This is a genomic window from Micromonospora sp. NBC_01739 (assembly GCF_035920385.1).
Lineage (GTDB): Bacteria > Actinomycetota > Actinomycetes > Mycobacteriales > Micromonosporaceae > Micromonospora.
The window spans coordinates 1360283-1384809 of record NZ_CP109151.1; the positions used below are offsets into that span (position 1 = coordinate 1360283).

The 24527-nt window shown below is 71.1% G+C and carries 24 protein-coding genes and 1 riboswitch; of the genes, 17 read left to right on the forward strand and 7 right to left on the reverse strand.

The features are described from left to right. Positions 1-104 precede the first annotated feature (104 nt). Positions 105-1436 (forward strand): metallophosphoesterase, encoded by a 1332-nt coding sequence (locus tag OIE53_RS06135; protein ID WP_327025588.1) that lies wholly within the window; start codon positions 105-107, stop codon positions 1434-1436. Between the two features lie 22 nt (positions 1437-1458). Here OIE53_RS06135 and OIE53_RS06140 read toward each other — a convergent pair whose 3' ends face one another. Beyond that, the gene (locus OIE53_RS06140) at positions 1459-2238 is read right to left on the reverse strand and encodes a TetR family transcriptional regulator (protein WP_327025589.1); all 780 of its coding nucleotides are present in this window, start codon (positions 2236-2238) and stop codon (positions 1459-1461) included. Positions 2239-2341: 103 nt separating this feature from the next. Here OIE53_RS06140 and OIE53_RS06145 point away from each other — a divergent pair, with 103 nt between their 5' ends. From OIE53_RS06145 to OIE53_RS06160, 4 genes are all read left to right on the forward strand, one after another. Next, complete coding sequence (locus OIE53_RS06145) at positions 2342-3244, forward strand: ABC transporter ATP-binding protein (RefSeq protein ID WP_327025590.1); 903 nt, start codon at positions 2342-2344, stop codon at positions 3242-3244. Further along, positions 3241-4866, forward strand: a complete 1626-nt coding sequence (locus OIE53_RS06150; protein WP_327025591.1) for an ABC transporter permease — start codon at positions 3241-3243, stop codon at positions 4864-4866. Before OIE53_RS06145 ends, OIE53_RS06150 begins: the two co-directional genes overlap by 4 nt. 194 nt (positions 4867-5060) lie before the next feature. Beyond that, a complete protein-coding gene (locus OIE53_RS06155) occupies positions 5061-7184 on the forward strand; it encodes a bacterial transcriptional activator domain-containing protein (protein WP_327025592.1) in 2124 nt (707 codons plus the stop codon). Positions 7185-7323: 139 nt separating this feature from the next. Further along, complete coding sequence (locus OIE53_RS06160) at positions 7324-7839, forward strand: hypothetical protein (RefSeq protein ID WP_327025593.1); 516 nt, start codon at positions 7324-7326, stop codon at positions 7837-7839. Positions 7840-7857: 18 nt separating this feature from the next. Here the strand turns inward: OIE53_RS06160 and OIE53_RS06165 are convergent, their stop codons facing one another. From OIE53_RS06165 to OIE53_RS06185, 5 genes are all read right to left on the reverse strand, one after another. Further along, positions 7858-8589, reverse strand: a complete 732-nt coding sequence (locus tag OIE53_RS06165) for an amino acid ABC transporter ATP-binding protein (protein WP_327025594.1) — start codon at positions 8587-8589, stop codon at positions 7858-7860. Further along, the gene (locus OIE53_RS06170) at positions 8586-9368 is read right to left on the reverse strand and encodes an amino acid ABC transporter permease (RefSeq protein WP_327025595.1); all 783 of its coding nucleotides are present in this window, start codon (positions 9366-9368) and stop codon (positions 8586-8588) included. The genes OIE53_RS06165 and OIE53_RS06170 overlap by 4 nt, the downstream gene beginning before the upstream one ends. A gap of 35 nt (positions 9369-9403) precedes the next feature. Then, the gene (locus OIE53_RS06175; protein ID WP_327025596.1) at positions 9404-10249 is read right to left on the reverse strand and encodes an ABC transporter substrate-binding protein; all 846 of its coding nucleotides are present in this window, start codon (positions 10247-10249) and stop codon (positions 9404-9406) included. Positions 10250-10531: 282 nt separating this feature from the next. Beyond that, positions 10532-10643: riboswitch (SAM riboswitch) on the reverse strand. A gap of 66 nt (positions 10644-10709) precedes the next feature. Next, positions 10710-11795 (reverse strand): sensor histidine kinase, encoded by a 1086-nt coding sequence (locus OIE53_RS06180; protein ID WP_327025597.1) that lies wholly within the window; start codon positions 11793-11795, stop codon positions 10710-10712. A gap of 14 nt (positions 11796-11809) precedes the next feature. Continuing rightward, positions 11810-12478, reverse strand: a complete 669-nt coding sequence (locus OIE53_RS06185) for a response regulator transcription factor (RefSeq protein WP_327025598.1) — start codon at positions 12476-12478, stop codon at positions 11810-11812. A gap of 145 nt (positions 12479-12623) precedes the next feature. On the opposite strand from OIE53_RS06185, the gene OIE53_RS06190 reads away from it, so the two are divergent. The 10 genes from OIE53_RS06190 to OIE53_RS06235 all read left to right on the forward strand — a co-directional run bounded on the left by OIE53_RS06190 (position 12624) and on the right by OIE53_RS06235 (position 20928). After that, positions 12624-13889 carry a serine hydrolase domain-containing protein gene (locus tag OIE53_RS06190; RefSeq protein ID WP_327025599.1) on the forward strand — a complete coding sequence of 422 codons (1266 nt, stop codon included), beginning with the start codon at positions 12624-12626 and terminating at the stop codon, positions 13887-13889. A gap of 271 nt (positions 13890-14160) precedes the next feature. Further along, positions 14161-14463 carry an urease subunit gamma gene (locus OIE53_RS06195; protein ID WP_013734263.1) on the forward strand — a complete coding sequence of 101 codons (303 nt, stop codon included), beginning with the start codon at positions 14161-14163 and terminating at the stop codon, positions 14461-14463. Further along, positions 14460-14789 (forward strand): urease subunit beta, encoded by a 330-nt coding sequence (locus tag OIE53_RS06200; RefSeq protein ID WP_327025600.1) that lies wholly within the window; start codon positions 14460-14462, stop codon positions 14787-14789. Before OIE53_RS06195 ends, OIE53_RS06200 begins: the two co-directional genes overlap by 4 nt. Next, positions 14786-16489: an urease subunit alpha gene (locus OIE53_RS06205; RefSeq protein ID WP_327025601.1), complete on the forward strand. Its 1704-nt coding sequence runs from the start codon at positions 14786-14788 to the stop codon at positions 16487-16489. Before OIE53_RS06200 ends, OIE53_RS06205 begins: the two co-directional genes overlap by 4 nt. Continuing rightward, a complete protein-coding gene (locus tag OIE53_RS06210) occupies positions 16489-17190 on the forward strand; it encodes an urease accessory protein UreF (RefSeq protein WP_327025602.1) in 702 nt (233 codons plus the stop codon). Before OIE53_RS06205 ends, OIE53_RS06210 begins: the two co-directional genes overlap by 1 nt. Next, positions 17180-17908 (forward strand): urease accessory protein UreG, encoded by a 729-nt coding sequence (gene ureG, locus OIE53_RS06215; RefSeq protein WP_393340449.1) that lies wholly within the window; start codon positions 17180-17182, stop codon positions 17906-17908. The genes OIE53_RS06210 and ureG overlap by 11 nt, the downstream gene beginning before the upstream one ends. Further along, positions 17908-18681 (forward strand): urease accessory protein UreD, encoded by a 774-nt coding sequence (locus OIE53_RS06220; RefSeq protein ID WP_327025604.1) that lies wholly within the window; start codon positions 17908-17910, stop codon positions 18679-18681. The genes ureG and OIE53_RS06220 overlap by 1 nt, the downstream gene beginning before the upstream one ends. After that, positions 18665-19012 (forward strand): DUF6968 family protein, encoded by a 348-nt coding sequence (locus OIE53_RS06225; RefSeq protein ID WP_327025605.1) that lies wholly within the window; start codon positions 18665-18667, stop codon positions 19010-19012. The genes OIE53_RS06220 and OIE53_RS06225 overlap by 17 nt, the downstream gene beginning before the upstream one ends. A 60-nt stretch (positions 19013-19072) precedes the next feature. After that, entirely contained in the window at positions 19073-19819 is a 747-nt protein-coding gene (locus tag OIE53_RS06230; RefSeq protein WP_327025606.1) for an SAM-dependent methyltransferase, read from the forward strand. 86 nt (positions 19820-19905) lie between these two features. Next, positions 19906-20928 carry a serine hydrolase gene (locus tag OIE53_RS06235; protein ID WP_327025607.1) on the forward strand — a complete coding sequence of 341 codons (1023 nt, stop codon included), beginning with the start codon at positions 19906-19908 and terminating at the stop codon, positions 20926-20928. A gap of 203 nt (positions 20929-21131) precedes the next feature. On the opposite strand, the gene OIE53_RS06240 is transcribed toward OIE53_RS06235, so the two are convergent. Then, complete coding sequence (locus tag OIE53_RS06240; RefSeq protein WP_327025608.1) at positions 21132-21575, reverse strand: MarR family winged helix-turn-helix transcriptional regulator; 444 nt, start codon at positions 21573-21575, stop codon at positions 21132-21134. A 96-nt stretch (positions 21576-21671) separates the two neighbouring features. On the opposite strand from OIE53_RS06240, the gene OIE53_RS06245 reads away from it, so the two are divergent. Beyond that, positions 21672-22796, forward strand: a complete 1125-nt coding sequence (locus OIE53_RS06245) for a substrate-binding domain-containing protein (protein WP_327025609.1) — start codon at positions 21672-21674, stop codon at positions 22794-22796. Positions 22797-23271: 475 nt separating this feature from the next. Then, positions 23272-24516 carry an urea ABC transporter substrate-binding protein gene (gene urtA / locus OIE53_RS06250; RefSeq protein WP_327025610.1) on the forward strand — a complete coding sequence of 415 codons (1245 nt, stop codon included), beginning with the start codon at positions 23272-23274 and terminating at the stop codon, positions 24514-24516. Positions 24517-24527 lie beyond the last annotated feature (11 nt).

The window sequence follows — 24527 nt, forward strand, 5'->3', positions numbered from 1 at the left end:
TGCGGTGGCGCGCCGGGTGACGGTTCGTCGCCCGGCGAGGCCCGCCGATGTGTCTTAGCATTCCGGTGTCGGGCATCGAAGACCAGGCGTGGAGAGGGGCAGCCATGCGGGTCGCACGCGCGATCATGGCGATCGTGGTCGTACTGTCGGCCGGGGTGTTGACCGGGTCGGCCACCGCCTCCGCGTCCACGCAGTTCACCCTGGTCAACGCCACCATCCAACCGGCCACCGGGACTCCCAGACCGGCCTCGGGCACCCACGCCACCCTGTGGCGCAACACCAGCTCCGCGACGACCACCGTGCAGGGACCCGGGTCCCTGGTGGTGGGCGCGATCGGCGACTACTGCGAGGGGTGGCCCACCCTCCGGGTGAGCGTGGTCGGCACCCCGATCGGGGAGGTGGCCGTGACCAGCGCGACGGACTACGGCGCCTACCAGGTCGGCGCGCCGCTGCCCGAGGGACGGCACAGCGTCCGGATCGAGCTGATCAACGACCGCTACACCGGGACGTGCGACCGCAACGCCCATGTGGCGTACGCCCGGGCCGACGTTGCGCCGTCGACCGACACCACCTTCAGCTTCGCGGTCATCCCGGACACCCAGGAGGAGGTGCTGAGCGCCGCGGACACCCGGTTCGCGCGACGGGTCAACTGGCTGCTGGCCCAGCGCCAAGCCCTCGACCTGCGGTTCGTCACCCACTCCGGGGATGTGGTCAACTACGACACCCCGGACCACATCCAGTACGAGCGGGCGAGCGCCGCACTGCGCCCCCTAGAGCAGGCCGGGGTGCCGTACACCTTGGCCATCGGCAACCACGACGGCCAGATCTTCGGCCCGGACGGCAAGCCGCGCAGCCCGGCCGGAACCCTGCTGCGCGACACCGCGGTGTTCAACCGGTACTTCACCGCCGACCGCTTCGGGCAGGTGCAGGGCCGGTTCGAGGCGGGCAAGGTCGACAACATGTACGCCACCTACCAGGCCGGGGGAGTGCGTTGGCTGGTGCTGACCCTGGAACCGTGGCCCCGGCGGGCCGCGGTCACCTGGGCCCAGGGGGTGGTGGCCGCCCATCCGCAGCACAACGTCATCGTGGTGACCCACCACTACCTGGAGAGCGACGCGACCATCGGGCAGGGGGCCGGCTCCGGTTCCACGAGCCCGCAGTACCTCTTCGACAACCTGGTGCGGCGCTACCCCAACATCCGGTTCGTCTTCTCCGGGCACACCGGCACGGCGGCCTCCCGGGTGGACATCGGCGTGAACGGCAACCGGGTCTACTCCTTCCTCCAGACCTTCCACTCCAGGTCGACCAACCCGGTCCGGCTGGTCGAGATCGACACGGCGGCGGACACCCTGCGTACCTGGATCCACGCCCCGCACACCAGCGAGAACTTCCCGACGCACGACCGTAGATACACCGGCCTGGGCCTGGTGCGCTGAGCCCGGCGATCGTGTCGCAAAACTATCCCGATAGTGTCTCATTATTGTCCGGCGAATTGAGATGCCGGTAGAGGGTGGCCCGGGACACCCCGCAGGCGGCGGCGATCTCGTCGATGGAATGGGTGCCGGCGGCGTACATCCGCCGGGCCGTCAGCACCTGCTCCGGGCCCATCGACCGGGGTCGGCCCGGCCGCCGTCGCCCGCCCCGCCCCGCCCCGACCGCCGAGTCGGGGTCGGTATCGGTGTCCTCGGTGGTCGGCGGGTCGGCCAGCAGGCGGCGTACCCCGTCGAGCATGTCCGCGCGCAGCACCGCCTCCGGCACCTCCATCAGGAACACCACCGGGTCGCTGCACATCGCGATCGCCTGCACCGCCCGGACCCGGTCGCGTCGGCTCGAATCCGGGCCGGCGAGGATCTGATTGGCCCGCATCGCGATGCCCACCAGCCGGTGGTAGGTGCTGCCCCGATCGACGAGCGCGAGGTCGTGCAGGAGCATGCCGAGCGGCCCACGATGCTTGAGCATGGTGTCCACCCAGCCCTCCAGCAGGGTCCACCGGGCCTGTTCGGTCGGCAGTGACCCGGCGGTGTCCACCAGCTTCTCCAGGTCTGCGACCATCGGTTCGGCCAGGGCGGCGAGCAGGTGTCCCTTGCTGGGGAAGTGGTAGAGGATCGCGGCCTTGGTCAGTCCGAGTCGTTCGGCGATCTGGCGCAGCGAGGTGCGCTGGTAGCCGTGCGCGGTGAACAGCTCGAACGCGGCGCGCAGGATCCTCTCTGGGGTGCCGTCGGTCTGCGCCAAGGTCATGCCGTCGAGGGTAGCCGCCACTGACCAGCGGTCGGACAGACTCGCCTCGGAGGCTTACCATCGGTCAGTACAGTGCGTCGCACCGGTACGGCGGGAGGCCCCCATGTCCGTGATCGCCATCGACAACCTGGTAAAGACCTTCGGCAGGGTACGCGCGCTCGACGGGCTGGACCTGCGGGTGGAACCGGGGGAGGTGCACGGCTTCCTCGGCCCCAACGGTTCCGGCAAGTCCACCACCATCCGGATCCTGCTCGGCCTGCTGCGCCGCGACTCCGGGCAGGTACGGATCCTCGGCGGTGACCCCTGGCGCGACGCGGTGGCCCTGCACCGGCGGCTGGCGTACGTGCCCGGGGACGTCAACCTCTGGCCCAACCTCTCCGGCGGAGAGGCCATCGACCTGTTCGGCGCCCTGCGCGGTGGACTCGACGAGCGTCGCCGCGACGACCTGCTGCGCCGCTTCGAACTGGATCCCACGAAGAGGTGCCGCACCTACTCCAAGGGCAACCGGCAGAAGGTGGCCATCGTCGCCGCCTTCGCCTCCGACGTGGAGCTGTACATCCTGGACGAGCCCACCTCCGGGCTGGACCCCTTGATGGAGGCGGTGTTCCAGGAGGAGGTCCGGCAACTGACCCGGGCAGGGGCCAGCGTCCTGCTCTCCAGTCACGTACTGGCCGAGGTCGAGGCCCTCTGCGACCGGGTCAGCATCATCCGGGAGGGGCGGATCGTGGAGTCCGGCACCCTGACCGGGCTGCGCCACCTGGCCCGCACCACGGTCACCGTCGAGACGGTACGCCCGCTGACCGGGGTGGCGGAGCTGCCCGGGGTGCACGAGGTCCGCACGGTCGACGGCAAGGTCCGGCTGGAGGTCGAACCCGCCCACCTCGACACCCTGCTGGCTCACCTGGTCCGCTTCCAGGTCCGGGCCCTGACCAGCGCCCCGCCCACCCTGGAGGAGCTTTTCCTGCGGCACTACGGCGACACCCTCACCGACGGGGGTGACCGATGAGCACCCTGACCGGCATCGGTCGGCTGGCCCGGCTGGCCGTCCGCCGCGACCGGGTCCGCCTGGGCATCTGGGTGCTCGGCACCCCCCTGATCGGGTACGCCCTGGCCGAGAGCGTCGCCGGGCTCTACCCCGACCAGCAGACCCGCCTCGGTTACGCCGAGACCGCGATCACCAGCGTGGTCGCCCGCGCCTTCAACGGACCGATCGCCGGCACCGACCTGGGCGCCGTGGTGGTCACCGAGTCGTACCTGACCCTGGCCCTGCTGGCTGCCCTGCTCAGCACCTTCGCCGTCATCCGGCACACCCGACAGAACGAGGAGACCGGGCGGGCGGAGCTGCTGGGCGCCGCCCCGGTCGGCCGGTACGCCCTGCTCACCGCCGCCCTGGTCGTGGTGGTCGGGGCCAATGTGCTGGCCGCCGGGCTGCTGGCCCTGGCACTGGCGGCCACCGGGCTGCCGGTCGCCGGAGCGGTGGCCGCCGCCGCCTCGGTCGGCGGGGTGGGGGTCGCCTTCACCGCGGTGGCCGCCGTAACCGCCCAGCTCACGGTCACCTCCCGGGGCGCGAACGCCCTCGCCGCCGCCACGGTCGGTGTCGCCTTCCTGCTGCGCGCCGCCGGTGACGTGCTCGGTGAGCGGGCCGCCGGGGTCCCCCGCCTGGACAGCGCCTGGCCGGTCTGGCTGTCGCCGCTGGGCTGGGGCACCCAGATCCGGGCCTTCGGGGCGGAACGCTGGTGGGTCCTGGCCCTACCCGCAGCGCTGCTCCTGGCCGGGACCGCCCTGGCCTACCTGCTGGCCGAGCGCCGGGACCTCGGCGCCGGTCTGGTGGCCGCGCGGCGGGGACCCGCCCGAGCCGCCGCCGGGCTGCTCAGCCCGGCCGGGTTGACCTGGCGGCTGCACCGCGCAGGACTGGTCGGCTGGGCGGTCGCGGTGGGAGTGCTGGGGCTGTCCATGGGGGTGGCCGGACACGAGGTCGACGCCATGATCGCGGAGAACCCGCAGGCGGCCGAGGTGATCGCCCAACTCGGCGGCGGTGCCGAACTGGTCGACGCCTTTCTGGCCGCGATGCTGGGACTGTTCGCGTTGACCATCGGGGCGTACGTGGTGCAGGCCCTGCTGCGGACCCGTACCGACGAGGCCGACGGCATCCTGGAGGCCCTGCTGGCCACGGCGGTCAGCCGTACCCGGTGGCTCGGCACTCAGGTCCTCGGCGCGGTCCTCGGGGCGGCGGTGCTGATGCTGCTGGCCGGGCTCACCACCGGCCTGGGGTACGGGGTGGCCGCCGGGGACCCGGTCGGCTGGGCGGTCGAGCTGGCCGGGGCGGCGCTGCTGCGGCTACCGGCCCTGCTGGTGGTCGCCGGGGTGGTGACAGCCCTGTTCGGTGCGCTGCCCCGCCTGTCGGTCGCGCTGAGCTGGACGGCGCTGATCGCCTTCCTGCTGCTCGGCCAGCTCGGCTCGGTGCTCGACCTGCCGCAGGCCGCCCTCAACCTGTCCCCGTACACGCATGTGCCCTCCGTGCCCGCCGTCGACCCGACAGCACCGCCCCTGCTCATCCTCACCGCCGTGGCGGTCGTGCTGCTGGCCGTCGGACTGGCTGCCTTCCTCCACCGGGACACCCCGCGCTGAACGGTTTCACTCGATCCGGTCGCCGACCGCGCGTCGGCAAGCCCGTGCGGTGAAGCTCATTAGACTCGGACAGGTGGGACGAGGACGCTCAGACCACGACCGTGAACGTGCCGATCGGCCAGCAGGGGGTAGCCGTCTGCGCCCGATGTGCTCGACCGTCTCACGTCCTGCCCACCGGCATGGGTGGTGTGGACATGCGTGACCTGCTCACCCCGATCGAGACGGCCCTCCACCAGGGACACCAGGACGAGGCCCTGCGCCGGTTGGCAGCCGTCCCGGCGGACCTGCCGCTACCGGCAGGGCTGGCCTGGCGGCTCGGTGTGCTGCTGCACCAGCATGGTCGGTTCGACGCGGCCGACGCCTGCTATCGCCGCGTCGACCTCGCCCTCGACCTCGCCGACGAGCGCCCGTCGGCGCTGGCCGACCACGCCCAGGTCCTCGCCGGCTGGGCCGCGACCCGCTGGGCCCAGGGCGACCAGGCGCGTACCCGGCAGTTGGCGACGGATGCGATCCGGGTCGCCGAACGCAGCGGCGACGACGCGGCGGTGGCGGCGGCCTATCTGGCGCAGGCGTTGGCCGCGTTCGGCGACGGCGACCGCGCGGGAAACGAACACGCGTACGCCCAGGCCCTGGCGGCGGCCGAACGCGCCGGTGACTTCGGGCAGCAACTGCGGATCCGGTGCAATGTCGGGTCGCGGCTCATCGAGGAGGGTCACTACCGGCCGGCCATCGAGGAACTCGACGAGGCGGTCCGGCTCGGCGAGCTGCTCGGGCAGCAGATGCTGCTCGCGTTGGCGCTGCACAACCGGGCGGAGGCGTGGCTGGGCCTGGGTGACCTGCATCGTGCCCGCAGCGACGCGGACAAGGCGCTGGCCCGGTGGCAGCGGGCCGGTTCGCCGTTGGCCGCCTTCGGGTTGACGTTGGCCGCCCGGGTGCACCGGGTGCGGGGGGCGACCCACCAGGCGGTGGCCGCTTATCGGGCCGCGCTGGCCATGGGGGAGCCGGACGGCAACGCGCAGGTGCTGGTGGAGGCGTGCGCGGGACTCGCCCGGCTCAGCTACGCCGACGACCCGCAGACGGCGGCCCGCCACGCCGAGCGGGCCCTGTCGCTGCCCAGTTCCGCGGGCCCCACCGTCGCCGAGTTGGCCGCAGGCTGGGTCGCCCTCTGCTGCGGAGACCCGCAAACCGCCCTGCGATACGGCGAACAGGTCCGCGCCGAGGCCGGTCGCCGCCGGGACACGGCTGGCCTGGCCGAGGCCATGGAACTCGTCACCCTCGCCGTCCACCGCGCCAACCCCGAGGCGACCTCGCCCCGGACCGTACGCCGGCTGCTCGCCGACCTGGTCGAGGCGGCGGCGATCTGGGCCGAACTCGGCAACGAGTTCGCGCTCGCCACCAACGCCCTGCTCCAGGCCCGGCTCACCGGTGACCTGGTCGCGGAGCAGATCGCGTACGAGCGGCTGCGCCGCATCGGCGTACAGGAAGGTGGCTGGCATGTCGCCGGGCCGTTGGCGGCGATCGGGCCGGCACCGGTTCCCGAGGTGGAGGTGCAGATCCTGGGCCAGTTCGCGGTGCGGCTGGCCGGCGCGGCGGTGCCGGTCGGCAGCTGGCAGTCCCGCAAGGCGCGGGATCTGCTCCACCTGGTGGCCGCGCAACTCGGCAGACCGGCGGCCCGCGACGCCCTGGCCGCCGCGCTGTGGCCGCAGGCCCGCGCCGAGGTGGCGCTGCGCCGCCTGTCGGTGCTGATCTCGACCGTGCGGGGTGTGCTCGACCCGGGTCGGCGACATCCGGCGGACCGTTACCTGATCACCGATTCGGCGACGGTGCAGCTCAGTACGGCACATGTGGTGGTGGACGCGTTGCGCTTCCACGACGCGGCCCGAGCGGCCGTCGTGGCCGACACCGCGAGCCCGCCGCCGTCCGGCACCGCCGCCGACGACCGGTTGCTGAGCCAACTGGAGACGGTGGTGGCCATGTACGCCGGCGATCTCTGTGCCGACGACGAGGTCGTCGGCGCGACGGTCCAGCGGCCCCGGGCGCTGCTGTCCGCGCTGCACCGCGAGGTGACCCACCGGCTGGCGAGGCGGCATCTGCACCTGGACCGGGCCGACGCGGCGATCGGTTGGTACCTGCGGCTGGTCGGCGAGGACGGTTACGACGAGCCGGCCCACCTCGGGCTGATCGGCGCGTTGTCGGCCGCCGGGCGGCACGGTGAGGCCAACCGGCGCTATCAGGAGTACGTCGCGCGGATGGCCGAGATCGGTGTCCAACCTGCCGCGTCCGCGCTGCCGGATCGGGCCCGCCTGAACAATTCCTGAACCGCCCCCGAAGACTGTCCATCAGACTGCTCACTGTCCGGAGAGGTCGCTGTGGACGCCGAGGTGGCGTGTGCCGTGACCGCGATGGCGCCGGCGGCAGACGGGGGCGGTCAGCGTGCTCAGGTCGAGGGAGAAGACGATGCTACGGATTCGAGGGCTGCTTGTCGTGCTCGCGGCCGGGCTTGTGCTGACCGGCTGTGGTGGCGGGCCGGACGATGCCGCCTCGGGTGGGGCCGACACGTCGGGCGCGACGACTCGGGTCGACGGTGGGGAGGCACCCGACCAGGGCAGCGGCGGTGAGAAGGCCGGGCCGGGTGACGGTGACCGCTGGTGCGAGGCGGTGCAGGCGTTCACCGTCGCGATGGACCCGCTGTTCACCGAGAGCGCGGGCAAGGCCGAGGTGGCGCAGGCCCGTACCCAGCTGAAGGAGCTGAAGGCGGCAGCGCCGGCCGAGATCAAGTCCGACGTGGCGACGTTGAGCGAGTTCTACGCCGCCGCCATCGAGGCCTCGGGCAAGAGCATGCCTCAGGATCCCGCGGCGTACGCCCGCCTCGGCCAGACCATGGAGGGGCTCAAGACGGCGATGCCGCCGGTGTCGGACTACACCATGAAGCGTTGCCCTGAGTTCGACGGGCAACTGCCGACCGGACAGTGACGACAGTCCCGGGTCTGCTCAGAGCACCTGGGAGAGGAAGCGGCGCAGGCGGGGATGCTGCGCCGCTTCGAAGATCGCGGTCGGTTCACCGGCCTCCAGCACCACCCCGGCGTCCATGAAGGCGACCGTGTCGGCGACCTCCCGGGCGAAACCCATCTCGTGGGTCACCACGACCATGGTCATGCCCTGCGCCGACAGGTCCGCCATCAACGCCAGAACACCCTTGACCAGCTCCGGGTCCAGTGCCGAGGTGGCCTCGTCGAAGAGCATCACCTGCGGCTGCATGGCCAGGGCCCGGGCGATGGCGACCCGCTGCTGCTGCCCACCGGACAGGTGCGCCGGGCGGGCGTCGGCCTTGGCGGCCAGCCCCACCCGGTCCAGGTGTTCGCGGGCCACCGCCGCCGCCTCGTCCTCGCCGAGCTTGCGGATCCGGCGCAGGGCCAGGGTGATGTTGCGCAGCACGCTCATGTGCGGGAACAGGTTGAACTGTTGGAAGACCATGCCCACCCGCTGCCGCAGCAGGTCCGGGTCGTCGCGCAGCACGCTGCGCCCGTCCAGCAGCACATCGCCGCGATCCGGCTCCAACAACCGGTTGACCGTACGCAGCAGGGTCGACTTGCCCGACCCGGAGGGGCCGATCACGCAGGCCGTCGCGCCCCGGGCCACGTTCAGGTCCACCCCGCGCAGCACCTGGTGCCGCCCGAAGGCCAGGTGCACGTCGCGCAGGCTCAGGCTGACCGAGTCGCTCATCGTTGGTTTCCTCCCGCCGCGCCGGGCAGCGCCAGGTCGAGGTCGTCGGGGTCCTCGTCGGCCGGGCCGGTGGCCGGCCTACCGTGCCGCAGCCGCCGGTCGATCCAGTTGACGAAGTGGGTCAACGGCACCGTCAGCACCAGGTAGAAGAGCCCGGCCAGCAGCAGCGCCGACTGGTTGCCGGTGTTGGCGGCGTAGTCCTGCCCGATCCGGAACAGTTCCCGCTGGCTGGCCAGCAGCCCCAGGAAGTAGACCAGGCTGGAGTCCTTGATCAGGGAGATCAGCTGGTTCACCCAGGCCGGCAGGACCCGCCGGATGCCCTGCGGAATGATCACCCTGCGCATCGCCTCCCCCCAGGAGAAGCCCAGCGCGCGGGCCGCCTCCAGTTGGGTGGCCTCCACCGACTGGATGCCGGAGCGGAAGATCTCCCCGATGTACGCCGAGGCGATCAACGACAGCGCCAGGATGCCCAGCGGGTACGGGTTGGGTCCCCACACCTGCATACCCAGCGGGGCCAGCCCGACCCCGATCAGCAGGATGGTCGCCGCCGCCGGCAGGCCCCGGAACACGTCCGTGTAGACCCGGGCCAGCCACCGCAGCCAGCGGGTCCGCGAGATGCCCGCGACGGCCAGCAGGATGCCCAGCGCCGAGCCGAGCAGGGCGGCGGTGACCGCCAGGATCAGCGTGTTCGGCAACCCGACAGTGATCATCTCGGGTAGCGCCTCGCGCATCGACTCCCAGTCGAAGAACGTCTCCCACAGGGTGCGCAACGGATCCACGGGTCAACCTCCGCCCTGCTCGTTCCTACTCGCCGTCAGGAAGCCGACGGGACGGTCACGTTGCCGCTGCCCGGGGTGAAGTCGGCCGGGATCGCCCGACCCGGGTAGTACTGCGCGCTGAGCCGGGTCCAGGTGCCATCGGCGATGACCTCGTCGAGGGCCTTGTTCAGCGCCTCGCGCAGCGCGTCGTTGCCCTTGGCGACGGCGTACGCCGTGGGGGCCGGGCTGAGTTCCTTCGCCGCCACCTCGATCTTGCCGCCGCTGTCCGCGGCGGTCTTCTCACCGATCTCGGCCGGGGAGATCCAGGCGTCCGCGGTGCCCGCCTTGAGCTGGTTGAGGGCGCCGTTGTAGTCCGGCACCCGTACCGGGTCCAGTCCCTTGGTGGTGGCGTAGTCGTCCTGGACGGTGCCCTGCACGACGACCACCCGCTTGCCGGGCAGCTCGGCGAAGCTGCTCAGGGTCGAACCGGCCGGCACGTTGAGGCCGAGGTAGCCGAAGTCGTAGCCGTTGCCGAAGTCGACCGTCTTCTTCCGCGCCTCGGTGATGGTGATCGAGGAGCTGCCGACGTCGAACTTGCGGTTGTTGACCTGGGCCAGCAGGCCGGAGAAGTCCGTGCCGACGAACTCGACCCGCAGCCCCAGCTTGTCGGCGGCGGCGACCAGCAGGTCGTTGTCGAACCCGGTGAACTTGCCGTCCTTGAGGTACACGTTCGGCGGCGCGTCGGTGAGGGTGCCGGCCCGCAGCACCCCCGGCTGGAGCAGGTTGTACGGGTTGTCGGCCTCGCCGGCCGAGTCCGAGCCGCAGGCGGTGAGGGTGACGGCGGCGAGGACTGCGGCGGCGCCGACGGCGGCGGCCCGGGTCAGGGCAGGAAGGATTCGCACAGGTGTCTCCTGGATGAACGACGGCGGGCACGGACGTGCCGCACCGACGGTCCGCCGTACGACGGACCGTGGGGATGAATCGATGACAAGAGGGGAGAGGGCTGGTCACCGTACGCCCGAAGGCGCGGTGACCGGCGGCGACGCGGTCAGCTACACGCGGCGCTACAGACCCGCATCATGTCGACGTGCCGACGCTGGGTCAGGTCCAGGCAGGTCGCCACGGGAGCGGATCGACTGCGGTACGACATGGGTCTCCCTCGAGGTCGTGATGACCTGGAAACCAGGCCACGCTTGCACCGGAGCCACTCCGATGCCTGGTCCTCACCCGGGGCACCCCTGCGCGGACGAGGGTTGCCGGCCAGCAAGCCGGGGCTTCACGCTGGCACTCATGACCTGCGGCAGAGGCTAGCAGCAGGTGACCGGTCGGCGTCCACCCGATATGACGGCCCTCACGCCCAGGTCATCCCGGTGGTGCGGCAGGTAGGCGCACGGTTACCCGGAGCCCGCCGGCGGGGCGGGGGGCGAGGGTGAGGGCACCGTCGTGTGCCTGGACGATGCTCGTGACAATGGCCAGGCCGAGGCCGACACCGGCGTGCTCCGCACGGACCCGTTCGGTGCCGCGCTGGAACGGCTCCACCAGCGTGGAAACCAGGTGTGGGGGGAGTCGTTCGCCGGTGTTCTCGACGGTGAGCAGCACAGCCTCGGGCGCGACACTGGTCGTGATCCACACGGTGCCCTGATCGGCGGTGTTGTGGATGATCGCGTTGTGCAGGAGATTCGTCGTCATCTGCAACAGGAGCGGGTGCGAGCCCAGGACCGGGGTGGCATCGGCCCGCAGCGCAATGGTGAGGCCGCGTTTCTCGGCAAGCGGCAGGAGCGTTTCGGCAGCCTCCTCCGCGAGCAGGGAGAGATCGAGGCGCTCGTGGGTGAATGACTTTTCGTTGACGCGGCTGAACAGGAGCAGCGCTTCGGTGAGTTTGATCGCCCGGGTGTTGACGGCGTGCAGACGATCGATGATCTCGCCGAGGTCGCGGTGCGGATCGGCGCGGGCCACCTCGAGAAGCGTCTGCGTGATCGACAGTGGGGTGCGTAGTTCGTGTGAGGCATTGGCGGCGAATGTGCGCTGCTGCGCGACGTGTGCTTCAAGGCGAGCGAGCATGGTGTCGAATGTGTCGGCGAGTTCGCGGAACTCGTCCCGGCGGCCCGGCAACCGGATCCGGTGGGAGAGCGATCCGTCGGCGGCTCTGCGGGTGGCATCGGTGAGGCGAGTCAGCGGGGCGAGCATCCGGCCGGCCAGGATCCATCCTGCCACGAGGCCGAACAGAAGTAGCAGCGCCCACAGTGCCGCGGCCTTCGGCGCGAAGGCGCGCAGCAGGTCGGACCGATTGGGAATGAAGAGGCGGGGGTGCGACCCCGGCGGTCCCGTGACCAGCACACCGTCGGGCACATACCGGAGCAGGAACAGCCACACGACCGCGAACAGCAGGGCGACGGCGAGCAGGAGAAACCCGGCGTAGCTGAGGGTGAGTTTGAGGCGGACGCTCAAACCGGGTGGCCGGGCTACGGTCGTGCCCTGTCGATGCGGTAGCCGACGCCGGGCACTGTGGAGATGATCCAGGGCTCGCCGAGCCGTTTGCGCAGTGCCGAGATGGTGATCCGCACGGCGTTGGTGAACGGGTCCGCGTTCTCGTCCCACGCCTGTCGCAGCAGTTCCTCGGCGCTCACCACACCGCCTTCGGCGGCGACGAGGACTTCGAGGACGGCGAACTGTTTGCGGGTCAGCGCGACGTAGCGGCCGTCGCGGTAGACCTCGCGGCGGAACGGATCCAGCCGCAGGCCGGCGATCTCCCGCACGGGTGGCCTGCGGTGGGTGCGCCGACGATCGAGTGCTCTGAGCCTGAGCACGAGTTCCCGGAGTTCGAAGGGCTTGGTGAGGTAATCGTCGGCACCGAGTGCGAATCCGGATGCCTTGTCGTCGAGTCGGCTGGCAGCGGTGAGCATGAGGATCGGCGTACCGCTGCCCGAGGCGACGATTCTTTCGGCGATCTCGTCGCCGGACGGGCCGGGAATGTCGCGGTCGAGGACGGCGACACTGTAGGCGTTGCCGTCCAGCAACTCCAGGGCGGTGTCGCCGTCAGCGGCGATGTCGGCGGCGATCGCCGCCAGGCGTAGACCATCGCGAATGGCATCGGCCAGATAGGGCTCGTCCTCGACGATCAACACCCGCACGCCGTCGATGCTACGGGGTGCGACATATCGTCGGCGTATCCAGAAACGCGTACGCCGTCGCAACAGCCGTTCCTGTTCGGTAGAGCGCAGACCCCCGTGATCGGACGACACGGGGCAGCTCGACCAACAGGAAAGGACCGTGATCATGGATTTGGAATCGGCATCCGGTATCGACCGGAGGCGACTGCTCGGGTGGGGCGGGTTGGTGGCGGCCGGCGCTCCACTGGTGGGTGCCGACTTCGCCGATGCGGCCCCGCCGACCGCCGACCGCCGCGTCACCGCCGGGCCTCCCGGGCCGGGTCGGATCCCGCCGGCGACCCGGCCCGGCGGAGCGTACGACCGGTTCGTGGCGCACCTGGCAGCCCAGGACCGGTTCTCCGGGGTGGTGCTGCTGTCGTACCGGGGTCGGACGGTGTTGTCCCGCAGCTACGGCATGGCCGACAAGGAGCGGAGGATCCGCAACCACGAGAATGTCGCGTTCCACCTCTCCTCGGCGAGCCAACCGTTCCTGTCGGTGGCGATCCTGCAACTCGTGCAGCAGGGGAAGGTGTCGCTGTCGGACCCGGTGGGCAGGCACCTGGAAGGGGTGGCGACGGAGATCGCCGAGCAGGTGACCATCCACCATCTGCTCACCAGCACCTCCGGCATCGACGCCCCGATGCCGGACTGGCTACGGGTCTATCACAGTCGCCAGGAGGTGCACGAGGCCGGCGAGCAGTGGGTCCGGCAGGCGCGGTTGGTGGGGGTCCCCGGCTCGGGAGCCAACGGTCATCTCCCCGGTGGCGGTGTGGGTCTGGCCATGGCGGCGCAGATCGTCGAGGCCGTGTCCGGCATGACGTTCTGGGACTACACCCACGAGCACATCTTCGAACGCGCCGGCATGACCGGCTCGGGGTTCTTCACCCGGCAGCAGTGGCTCACCGACCCGCGCATCGCGCACCCGTACATGCGCCAGGCCGACGGCAGCCGGGTGGACGCCGTACGCCACCTGGACACCGGCAGCATCAGCCCGCCGATCCGGGGCAGGAATCCGGGGCGCAGTTTCATCGGGTACGCCTCCGCCGACGGCTTCGCCACCGCACCGGACCTGGCCCGGTTCGCGTCCGCGCTGTACGACGGCACGTTGCTGGAGCGGCCGTACGCCGACCTGTTCGCCGGGGCCAAGCTTCCCGGTCCCGGTCCCGCCGGGTTCGAGGCGTACACGATGCCTGTCTCGATCATCGGCGGCCAGTGGGTGATCGGGCGCGGCGGCGGTGCGGGCGGGGTCGGTGCGAACTGGACCGTCTACCCGGACACCGGTTGGGTCGGTGTGGTGCTGAGCAACTACGACGACATGCCGTTGCTGGAGATCTGTGCCCGGGAGGTCGAGGCCGTCACCGGTGTGCGGCTCGACCTGCCCGGTGGCGGCTGAACCCGCACACGACTTTCGACACGAGCGAGGCGACCATCGATCGCCCATTGCCACGGCCCGCGTGATCCCTTACGGTCTGGTCAGCGGTGGGCGGTGCGGTCCGCATCCGATAAGCCACCGCCGGTGCCTCGCCAGGTGGGCCGGGAGGGTGGAACTCCCGACGCCCGCACACGTGGCGGGACCCGGCGGGCGAGCCCCGAACCCTGGGACGGCGCGTCGAGGCGTCGGTGCCGGCGGTCGGCGGGGCGCGGACACCCACCGGGAGCCACCCTTGTATCTCACTCCCCATGAGCAGGATCGTCTGCTCGTGCATGTGGCGGCCGATGTCGCCCGGCGTCGCCGCGAACGCGGCCTGCGCCTGAACTATCCCGAAGCCGTCGCGGTGATCACCGCCTTCCTGCTCGAAGGCGCCCGCGACGGGCGTTCCGTGGTCGACCTGATGTCCGCCGGCCGTACCGTGCTGACCCGCGAGGACGTGCAGGACGGCATCCCCGAGTTGCTGGGGGAGGTGCAGGTGGAGGCGACGTTCCCGGACGGCACCAAGTTGGTGACGGTGCACCACCCGATCCCGTGATCCCGGGGGAGATCCTGCCGGCCGCCGACCCGGTGGAGATCAACGCCGGGCGGCCGGTGACCACCCTGCTGGTGGTCAACACCGGCGACCGGCCGGTGCAGGTCGGCTCGCACTACCACTTCGCCGAGGCCAACCCCGCGCTGGACTTCGACCGGGACATCGCCTGGGGGCAGCGGCTGGCCGTACCGGCGGGCACCTCGGTGCGTTTCGAACCGGGGGTCAGTCGCAGTGTCGACCTGGTGCCGTTGGCCGGTGCCCGGATCGTGCCCGGCCTGCGGGGCGAGTGCGGCGGGGCACTGGACGCCGGTCCGGAGGTGCCGGCATGAGCACCGTCGAGCGGAACCGCTACGCCGCGCTGTACGGGCCGACCACGGGTGACCGGATCCGGTTGGCCGACACGAACCTGCTCATCGAGGTCGAGCACGACCACTGTGTCGGCGGCGACGAGGCGGTCTTCGGCGGCGGCAAGGTGATCCGGGAGTCGATGGGCCAGTCCCGGGCCACCCGGGCCGAGGGCGCCCTGGACACCGTCATCACCGGGGCGGTGGTGCTCGACCACTGGGGGGTGGTCAAGGCCGACGTGGGGCTGCGCGACGGGCGGATCGTGGCCCTGGGCCGGGCCGGCAACCCGGACACCATGGACGGGGTGCACCCCGACCTGGTGATCGGCCCGGCCACCGAGGTGATCGCCGGCAACGGCCGCATCCTGACCGCCGGGGCGGTGGACACCCATGTGCACTTCATCTGCCCGCAGATCGTCACCGAGGCTTTGGCCGGTGGGGTGACCACCCTGGTCGGCGGCGGCACCGGACCGGCCGAGGGCACCCGGGCCACCACGGTCACCCCGAACGCCTGGCACCTGGCCCGGATGCACGAGGCACTCGACGCCTTCCCGGTCAACGTGCTGCTGCTCGGCAAGGGCAACACGGTCTCCACCGAGGCGCTGTGGGAGCAGCTGCGGGCCGGGGCCGGTGGGTTCAAGTTGCACGAGGACTGGGGCACCACCCCGGCGGCGATCGACGCCTGCCTGCGGGTCGCGGACGCCTCCGGGGTGCAGGTCTCCATCCACACCGACACCCTCAACGAGGCCGGATTCGTCGCGGACACCCTGCGGGCGATCGGCGGCCGGGCCATCCACTCGTACCACACCGAGGGGGCCGGGGGAGGACACGCGCCGGACATCATCACGGTCGCCGGGGAACCCAACGTGCTGCCCTCCTCGACCAACCCGACCCGCCCCTACACCCGCAACACCCTCGCCGAACACCTGGACATGCTGATGGTCTGCCACCATCTGAACCCGGCCGTGCCGGAGGACCTGGCCTTCGCCGAGAGCCGGATCCGGCCGTCCACCATGGCCGCCGAGGACCTGCTGCACGACCTCGGGGCGATCTCCATCATCGGCTCGGACTCCCAGGCCATGGGCCGGGTCGGGGAGGTCGTGCTGCGCACCTGGCAGAGCGCACATGTGATGAAGGCCCGGGTGGGGGCCCTGCCGGGTGACGGCGCCGCCGACAACCACCGGGCCCGGCGGTACGTGGCGAAGTACACCATCTGCGCGGCCATGGCCAACGGCCTCGACCACGAGATCGGGTCGGTCGAGCCCGGCAAGCTCGCCGACCTGGTGCTCTGGGAGCCGGCGTTCTTCGGCGTACGACCACACCTGGTCATCAAGGGCGGCATGATCGCGTACGCCCAGCTGGGGGATGCGAACGCCTCGATCCCCACCCCCCAGCCGATGCTGCCCCGGCCGATGTTCGGCGCCTACGGCGGTGCGGCGGCCGCCACCAGTCTGGCGTTCGTGGCCCCGGTGGCCCTGGAGGCCGGGTTACGTCTCGATGTGCGCCGCCGGGTGGTGCCGGTGGCCGATGTGCGTTCGCGCGGCAAGGCTGACCTGCCGCAGAACAACGCCCTGCCGTGCATCGAGGTCGACCCGGACACCTTCACCGTCCGCATCGACGGGGAGGTGGTCGAACCCGACCCGGTCACCGAACTGCCCATGGCCCAGCGGTACTTCCTGTTCTGATGGCCGTACCGACGATCCTGCTGCTGGTGGCCGACGGACGGTTCCCGGCCGGTGCGCACGCCCACTCCTGCGGCCTGGAGGCGGCCGTGGCGGCCGGACGGGTGACCGACCTGGCGACCCTGGGGGAGTACCTGCGCGGTCGGCTGGCCACCGTCGGGCTGGTCGCGGGGGCCTTCGCAGCGGCGGCCTGCCGGCCGGCCGGTCCGCTGGGGGCGGACGGGGTCCACGATCGACGGCCGGCGCTCGCCCGGCTCGACGCTGAACTGGACGCCCGTACCGCCTCGCCCGCCCAGCGGGCGGTGTCCCGGCGGCAGGGCCGGGCCCTGCTGCGGGCCGGTCGGGAGATCTGGCCGGCCGCCGGCTTCGACGACCTGCCCGCGACCCCGGGCGGCCCGCACCAACCGCTCGTGCTCGGGCTGGTCGGGGCCGCCGCCGGGCTGGACCCGGGGCAGATCGCCACGGTAGCCGTGCACGCCACAGTGACCGGGGCGGCCAGTGCCGCCGTACGCCTGCTGGGTCTCGACCCGTACCAGGTGCAGGCCCTGCTGGTGCGACTGGCCGACGCCTGCGACACCACCGCTGCCCGTGCGGCGCTGGCCGCCACTCAACCACCGTGGCGGCTGCCCGCCGCGGCGGCCCCACTTGCCGACATTCACGCCGAAGCTCATGCCACCTGGGAGGTGCGTCTCTTTGCGTCCTGACCTTGCCCACGACGAGTCCGTTCCCCACACCCACCCCGAACCGGGGGTGGATCCGCACGCCCCGCTGCCCACGGAAGTACGGGCGTTGCGGGTCGGCATCGGCGGCCCGGTCGGCTCCGGCAAGACCGCTCTGGTCGCCGCGCTGTGCCGGGCCTTCGCCGAGGAACTGCGGCTGGCCGTGGTGACCAACGACATCTACACCACCGAGGACGCCGACTTCCTCAAGCGGGCCGGGGTGCTCGACCCGGCCCGGATCCGGGCGGTGGAGACCGGCTGCTGCCCGCACACCGCCATCCGCGACGACATCGGCGCGAACCTCGACGCGATCGACGAACTGGCCGAGGCGCTGGGCCCGCTGGACCTGGTGCTCGTCGAGAGCGGCGGGGACAACCTGACCGCCACCTTCAGCCGGGGCCTGGTCGACCGGCAGATCTTCGTGGTCGACGTGGCCGGCGGGGACAAGGTGCCGCGCAAGGGCGGGCCGGGGGTCACCGCCGCCGACCTCCTGGTGATCAACAAAACCGATCTGGCGCCGATGGTCGGCGCGGACCTGTCCGTGATGGACCGCGACGCCCGGGCCCGGCGCGGCACCCTGCCCACGGTGTTCCAGTCCATCACCGAGGACCCCCTAGCCACCCAGGTCGCCGAGTGGATCCGGCACGAACTGGCCCACCACCGCGCCGGTACCCGGGCGGCGGTTCCCGCCGGGCAGGCCTGATGCGGGCCACCGCCCGGCTGGTGGCCCGTGCCGACCGGCACGGCCGCACCACCCTGGCCGAGCTACGCGGCGAGAGCCCCCTGCTGCTGCGCCAGGTCCCCGGACCGGGCGGTGGCGTCACGGTGTACGTCGTCGGCGGGGCGGCCGGTCCGCTCGCCGGCGACGACCTGCGGCTGGAGGTCGAGGTCGGCCCGGGTGCGGCGGTACGGGTGCAGACGGTCGCCGCCTCCATCGCGCTGCCGGGCCGCCCCGGGGCGGTCTCCCGGATGCTGGTGCGGGCCACCGTCGCGGCGGAGGCCGTCCTGCACTGGCTGCCGGAGCAACTGGTCGCCGCGGCCGGCTGCGCGCACATAGCCGACGCCCAGGTGGAGGTCGCCGAAGGCGGCACCCTGCACTGGCGGGACGAGTTGATCTGTGGCCGGCACCGCGAACAACCCGGGCACGCCGAGATCAACACCTGGGTGGACCTGGCCGGTAGGCCGCTGTTGCGTCAGTCGTTGACGGTCGGACCCCAGGCACCCGGCTGGGCCGGCCCGGCGGTGCTCGACGGCGCACCGGCCACCGGTTCGCTGCTGGTTCTCGACCCCACCCGAGCACCCGAACCACCGGCGGTACGGGACACCCTGGCCCGGCTGCCGCTGGCCGGTGGACCGGCGACCCTGTGGACCGCCACGGCTCCGGACGCTCACACCCTGCGGTCGTACCTCGATCTTCCGGATAGCATCGCTGCCTCGACCGGGAGAGAGGATCACGAGGTTGTCCGAACTGGGTGAGGTCGTCGCCGAGCGGCGCATCGCGGTCATCGACCCGGATGGTGCCACCTCCGAGCTGGTAGTCCGCCTCGGAAAGCCGCATCCGGATCCGTCGTCGCGCAACGGCGACTGGGGCTGCCCATTCCAGGTCGAGGGACTGAACGAGAACTCGGTGCAGACCGCGTACGGGGTGGACTCCCTCCAAGCGCTGCTGCTGGCCGCGTACCGGGTCCGGCTGCTGCTGGCCGAACACGCCGAGCAGACCTCCGCCCGGCTGGACTGGCTGGGACAGCCGGACTTCGGCCTGCGTGTCGACCCGGGTCTGACCGTGCCACCCGCCGGCCTCGGGTGACCGGCCGGTCCCTGGTAATCCGGTTGGCCCCGGTGGCGCGGGTGGTTAGCGTGCCGGTGCATGGACCTGCCGCGACAATTCGTCATCCGCGAGGGTGGCCTGCGCATCCTCAACCCCTTCGACGCGGAGAAGCTGGCCACCCTGGGGCGGGCGCTGAAACTCGCCCCGGGCACCACCATCCTCGACCTGTGCAGCGGCAAAGGTGAGCTGCTCTGCACCTGGGCCCGCGACCACGGGGGGATCGGCACCGGCGTGGACATCAGCACCGCCTTCACCGCCGCAGCCCGGCAGCGAGCCGTCGAACTGGGGGTGGCGGAACAGGTCAGCTTCCTGCATGGGGACGCCGCCTCGTACGACTGCGAGGAACCGGTCGACGTGGCGGCCTGTGTCGGGGCCACCTGGATCGGCGACGGTGTTCCCGGCACCCTGGAGATCCTGGCCCGAGGCCTGCGTCCGGGCGGCATGGCCCTGATCGGTGAGCCGTACTGGCGCATCGAGCCACCCGACCAGGCGACCGTCGAGGGCTGCGACACCACCCACCGGGACGACTTCCACGACCTGCCCGGCCTGGTCGGTCTCTTCGGTGACCAGGGCTGGGACCTGGTCGAGATGGTGCTGGCCGACCAGGACAGCTGGGACCGCTACGCGGCGGCACACTGGCTCAACCTGCGCCGCTGGCTGGACGACAACCCGGACGATCCGCTGGCCCCCGAGCTACGTCAGGAGCTGACCGAGGACCCCCTGCGCCACGTGCGCTACCGCCGCGACCACCTGGGGTGGGGAGTCTTCGTCCTGATCCGCCGCTGACCGGGACTCCGCTGGATCAGGTGGTATGGCACCGTGTGTCCGGTGCCGGCACCCGCCGGCCGAACCGCTGGGCGAAGGAGTGGCGAATGGCTGAGCAGATGAGTCGTCGGGCCGTCATCGGAGCCGGGGTGGCGACGGCGGCGCTGGTCGCGACGCCAGGCAGAGCCGTGGCGGCACCGGGCCCCGTCGCGGGTCCGTCGATCGGCACCTTACCGGCGCCGGAGGTGATCCGGCGTGCGTACCGGAAGCAGAAGGCGCTGGCGGGGGGTTCGTGGCACACGCATGTCGCGATGGTCGGTGCCGCCGGTGGCCTGAATGTCGTCGTGGACGACGACGCCGACCGGGTGACGCACGGCTACAGCGTGCAGAAGCTCGCCGTCGCGGTGGCCGTCATGGACAAGATCGACCGTGGTGAGCTGGCCCTAGGCCAGCGCCTGGACCTCACCGGAGACATCATCCTCGGCGGCAGCGGGATCTACTTCCTGCACACCGTCTGGGGTGACGAGATCACCGTGGCGAACTTCCTCACCGCGTTGCTGCTCGTCTCGGACAACACCGCGGTACGGATGTGTGGCCGGGTGGTGCCGGCCCTGGAGATCAACGAGATCCTCGCGGCCAAGGGTTTCACCCATACCCGGGTGGAACCGGTGGCCAACCCGAACCGGTTCTTCCTCGGCGTGACCACCCCGCGGGAGACCCACGACCTGCTGTGGCGGCTGGCCAACAAAACCCTGCTGTCGACCCGGTCAAGCGACTTCCTGCTCGGGATCCTGCGCTGGATCAACGGCTACCACGACGGGATTCGCCGTGACATGTCCTCGGCCGAGCGCAGCCGGGTGGCCACCAAGTACGGGGCGGACTACGACTCGCGGGGTGCCGCCCGGCACGAGGTGGGCATCATGTTCGACCCCACCGGTGGACCCACCCTGACCTACGCCTTCTTCGCCGACTCCCTCGGCGACCTGGACAACTACGGCGGCACCCACCCGGCCGTACGCGCCCACGCGGTCCTCGGCCGCACCATGTTCGACGCCGTCTCCCCGATCACCAACCGAACCGCACCCGCCCGCCACCGCGTCCCCCGCTTCCACCCCAACAACGGCGGCTGACCACCCCCTGCGCCCCCGCACCCCGCACCCCTGTGCCCCCGCGCCCCGCCGATCTTGCACTTTTCGTCGCCACATAAGCCGCATAAGCCGTGTATCAGCGACCAAAAGTGCATGATCGCCGGGCCGAGCCGAGCTGGGTCGGGCAGGGGGCTGGGGCGGGTGGGCCTGGGTGGGTCAGGCGGGGGTGGGGTGGGGGTGGGGGGTCAGGCGGGGGTGGGGTGGGGGTGGGGGGTCAGGCGGGTGATCAGGGCGGTCAGGTGGGTGGCGAGGGTGATGTCGTCCACTGTGCTGAGGTCGGCCAGGTCGGCCCGGATCAGGGCGGCGAGGCGTTCGTGCTCGGCGCGGCCACGGGTGGTCAGGTAGGCCCGGATGCGGCGACGGTCGACCGGGTCGACCCGGCGGAAGACCAGGTTGCGGTCGACCAGTTGGTCGACCAGCTTGGTCAGGGTGCCCGGGGGCAGGGAGGCCTCGGCGGCCACCTCACTCATCGGATGGCCCAGCCCGTCGGCGAGCAGACCGAGTACCCGCCACGCCTCGATGGTGAGCCCTTCGTCGGCCAGCAGGGCGCCGACCCGGCGGGAGAGTAGTCGTTCGGCGCGGGTGAGCAGGGGCAGCAGGTCGGCTGCGGAGCCGGGAAACTCTGACATGTCACTCCCGCCTTGCGGTTGCCGGTCATCGTACCGAGACGTCCCGCCCAATGGGGAGAACTGGTCACCGGGATCGGCGGCGGCCACGATGTGTTCATGTCCGGTCCGGCATCGGGGAACGGGAGTCCGTCGGCGACGTCGAGTGTCGCCGCCGGGACCTCCTGGCTCACGGTCGACCGGGGCGTGGTCAGCATCGCCCTGGTGTTTCCGATGCGGGGGCCCGCCGGGATGTTCGGCCCGAGCTGCGAGCTGTGCGCTCAGCTCGCCGTCGAGGAGGTCAACAATCGGGGCGGGGTGCTCGGTCGCCAACTGCGGCTGATCCCGGTCGACGGCGGGGCACCGCCGGCCGAGGTGGCCGCCGAGGTGGAGGCCCTGGTGTCGGTCGGGGCGGTGCAGGGGGTCACCGGTTGGCACATCTCCTCGGTCCGGCAGGCGGTGGCGCCACGGATAGCCCACCGGGTGCCGTACGTCTACACCGCCCTGTACGAGGGCGGTGAGCGTACCGAAGGGGTCTTCCTGACCAGCGAAACCCCGGATGCCCAGCTCCGGCCGGCGATGCGGGCGTTGGCCGACCTGGGGGTGCGACGCTGGTTCGTGGTGGGCAACGACTACGTCTGGCCCCGCCGGACCACGCAGGCCGCCTACCGGTACGCCCGGGGCAGTGGCGGCCGGGTGGTCGGGCACCATTTTCTGCCGCTGGAGACCCACGACTACGCCGAGGTGCTGCGGCGGATCGAGCACAGCGACGCCGACGCGGTGCTGATGCTGCTGGTCGGGGCGGACGCGGTGCGGTTCAACCGGGCCTTCGCCCGCTCCGGACTGGATCAGCGGTGTCTGCGGCTGAGCACCCTGATGGACGAGAACATGCTGCTGGCCAGCGGTGCGGCCAACACCGCGCGGCTGTTCAGCACGGCCGGCTTCTTCGCCGGCCTGGTCACGCCGGAGAACCTGGACTTCCACGGCGCCTTCGCCCGCCGGTTCGGGCTGGAGGCACCCCCGTTGGGCAGCCTAGGTGAGTCCTGTTACGAGGGGGTCATGTTGCTGGCCGCCCTCATCGCCAAGGCCGGCACGTTGGACGTCCGGGCGGTGGAGGCCTCCGCCGAGGTGGTGTCGTACGACGGGCCGCGCGGGGAGTTGCGGCTGCGTCGGCGGCATGTGCGTCAGCGCATCTACCTGGCCGAGGCCGACGGCCTGGATTTCACCGTGGTGGCCGAACTCTGATCCGACCGCAGGGCATCGACCGGAGCGTGATGCGACCGTGCCTTGACAGGTCCGGAGATCGGCCACATAAGATACTTCCTGCGTGAAGTATCCGGCGTGGAACCGGACCTCGCCCACCGTTTGGACGACAGTCGACAATGCACTGTGGCCGACGGTCGAAAAATGCATGCCGGTAGCCCCTGAGCCGATTTCTCGTCGGCGGGTACCGGCATTTTCTGCGTCCGCTGGATCGCCGTTACCTGACAGCGGAAACAGTCTATTGAGGATTGGGAAACATCCGCGCAACGAAACGGATCGAAGCTTTCCCTGCCCGATATCCGAATCGGCGCCCGGTCGGTGTCCACCCACCCGCCGGGCACCGCGATGTTTCACCGGACCGCACCGCAAAACCGCAGCTCGACACCCTCGACCCGGGACCGGCGCTCGTTCCCGGGCAACTGACTCCACGCCTTGAGGTGCGACGCAGGGAGATTTGATGACACTGTTGCGGGGACGACGCATCCTAGCGGGTGCCATGACCCTGGTCGCCGCGGCCACGCTGGCCGCGTGCGGCAGTAAAACCACCGACGAGAAGGTCTCCTCCGGCGTCACCGCCGACACCTCCGGCGACACCGTCAAGGTGGGCCTGCTCAATTCCCTGTCCGGCACGATGGCCATCAGTGAGGTGACCGTCCGGGATTCGATCATGTTGGCGATCGAGGAGATCAACGCCGCCGGTGGGGTGCTCGGTAAGAAGATCCAGCCGGTTGGTGAGGACGGCGCCTCGGACTGGCCGACCTTTGCCGAGAAGGCCGAGAAACTGATCCGCGAAGACCGGGTGGCGGCCGTGTTCGGCTGCTGGACCTCGGCCAGCCGCAAGGCCGTCAAGCCGGTGTTCGAGAAGAACAAGGCGCTGCTGTTCTACCCGGTGCAGTACGAGGGACTGGAGCAGTCGCCGTACATCTTCTACACCGGGGCGACGACCAACCAGCAGATCGTGCCCGGCCTGGAGTACCTCAAGGCGCAGGGCACCAAGTCGATTTACCTGGTCGGCTCGGACTACGTGTTCCCGCGTACCGCAAACAAGATCATCAAGGCGTACGCCGAGGCCAACGGCATGAGCGTGCTGGGGGAGGACTACGCCCCCCTGGGCTCCACCGAGTTCGGCACGATCACCAACAAGGTGAAGTCCTCCGGGGCGGACGCGGTCTTCAACACCCTCAACGGTGACAGCAATGTCGCCTTCTTCAAGGAGTACAAGTCCGCCGGGCTGACCGCGGCCAGCATGCCGGTGGTGTCGGTGTCGATCGCCGAGGAGGAGGTCAAGAGCATCGGCACCCAGTACCTGGAGGGCCAGCTGACCGCCTGGAACTACTACCAGACCACCCCGGGGGCGGCCAACGAGAAGTTCGTCGCCGCGTACAAGGCCAAGTACGGGGCGGACAAGCCGACCAGTGACCCGATGGAGGCCGCCTACGTCTCGGTCTACCTGTGGAAGGCGATGGTAGAGAAGGCCGGCACCTTCGAGGTGGAGCAGGTCCGCAAGGCCTCCGACGGCATCACCTTCGAGGCACCGGAGGGTCTGGTCACCGTGGACGGGGCCACCCAGCACATCGCCAAGACCGCCCGGGTGGGCAAGGTCGGCCCGGACGGCCTGATCACCGAGGTGTGGAACTCCGGCAAGCCGATCACCCCGGACCCGTACCTCAAGAGCTACCCCTGGGCCGGCGGCCTCAGCTGACCGGTCCTGGT

Coding starts and splice junctions, on each gene's coding strand:
- OIE53_RS06135 (WP_327025588.1), top strand. CDS start 105: ATGCGGGTCGCACGCGCGATCATGGCGATCGTGGTCGTACTGTCGGCC.
- OIE53_RS06140 (WP_327025589.1), bottom strand. CDS start 2,238: ATGACCTTGGCGCAGACCGACGGCACCCCAGAGAGGATCCTGCGCGCC.
- OIE53_RS06145 (WP_327025590.1), top strand. CDS start 2,342: ATGTCCGTGATCGCCATCGACAACCTGGTAAAGACCTTCGGCAGGGTA.
- OIE53_RS06150 (WP_327025591.1), top strand. CDS start 3,241: ATGAGCACCCTGACCGGCATCGGTCGGCTGGCCCGGCTGGCCGTCCGC.
- OIE53_RS06155 (WP_327025592.1), top strand. CDS start 5,061: ATGCGTGACCTGCTCACCCCGATCGAGACGGCCCTCCACCAGGGACAC.
- OIE53_RS06160 (WP_327025593.1), top strand. CDS start 7,324: ATGCTACGGATTCGAGGGCTGCTTGTCGTGCTCGCGGCCGGGCTTGTG.
- OIE53_RS06165 (WP_327025594.1), bottom strand. CDS start 8,589: ATGAGCGACTCGGTCAGCCTGAGCCTGCGCGACGTGCACCTGGCCTTC.
- OIE53_RS06190 (WP_327025599.1), top strand. CDS start 12,624: ATGGATTTGGAATCGGCATCCGGTATCGACCGGAGGCGACTGCTCGGG.
- OIE53_RS06205 (WP_327025601.1), top strand. CDS start 14,786: ATGAGCACCGTCGAGCGGAACCGCTACGCCGCGCTGTACGGGCCGACC.
- OIE53_RS06210 (WP_327025602.1), top strand. CDS start 16,489: ATGGCCGTACCGACGATCCTGCTGCTGGTGGCCGACGGACGGTTCCCG.
- OIE53_RS06220 (WP_327025604.1), top strand. CDS start 17,908: ATGCGGGCCACCGCCCGGCTGGTGGCCCGTGCCGACCGGCACGGCCGC.
- OIE53_RS06230 (WP_327025606.1), top strand. CDS start 19,073: ATGGACCTGCCGCGACAATTCGTCATCCGCGAGGGTGGCCTGCGCATC.
- OIE53_RS06235 (WP_327025607.1), top strand. CDS start 19,906: ATGGCTGAGCAGATGAGTCGTCGGGCCGTCATCGGAGCCGGGGTGGCG.
- OIE53_RS06240 (WP_327025608.1), bottom strand. CDS start 21,575: ATGTCAGAGTTTCCCGGCTCCGCAGCCGACCTGCTGCCCCTGCTCACC.
- OIE53_RS06245 (WP_327025609.1), top strand. CDS start 21,672: ATGTCCGGTCCGGCATCGGGGAACGGGAGTCCGTCGGCGACGTCGAGT.
- urtA (WP_327025610.1), top strand. CDS start 23,272: ATGACACTGTTGCGGGGACGACGCATCCTAGCGGGTGCCATGACCCTG.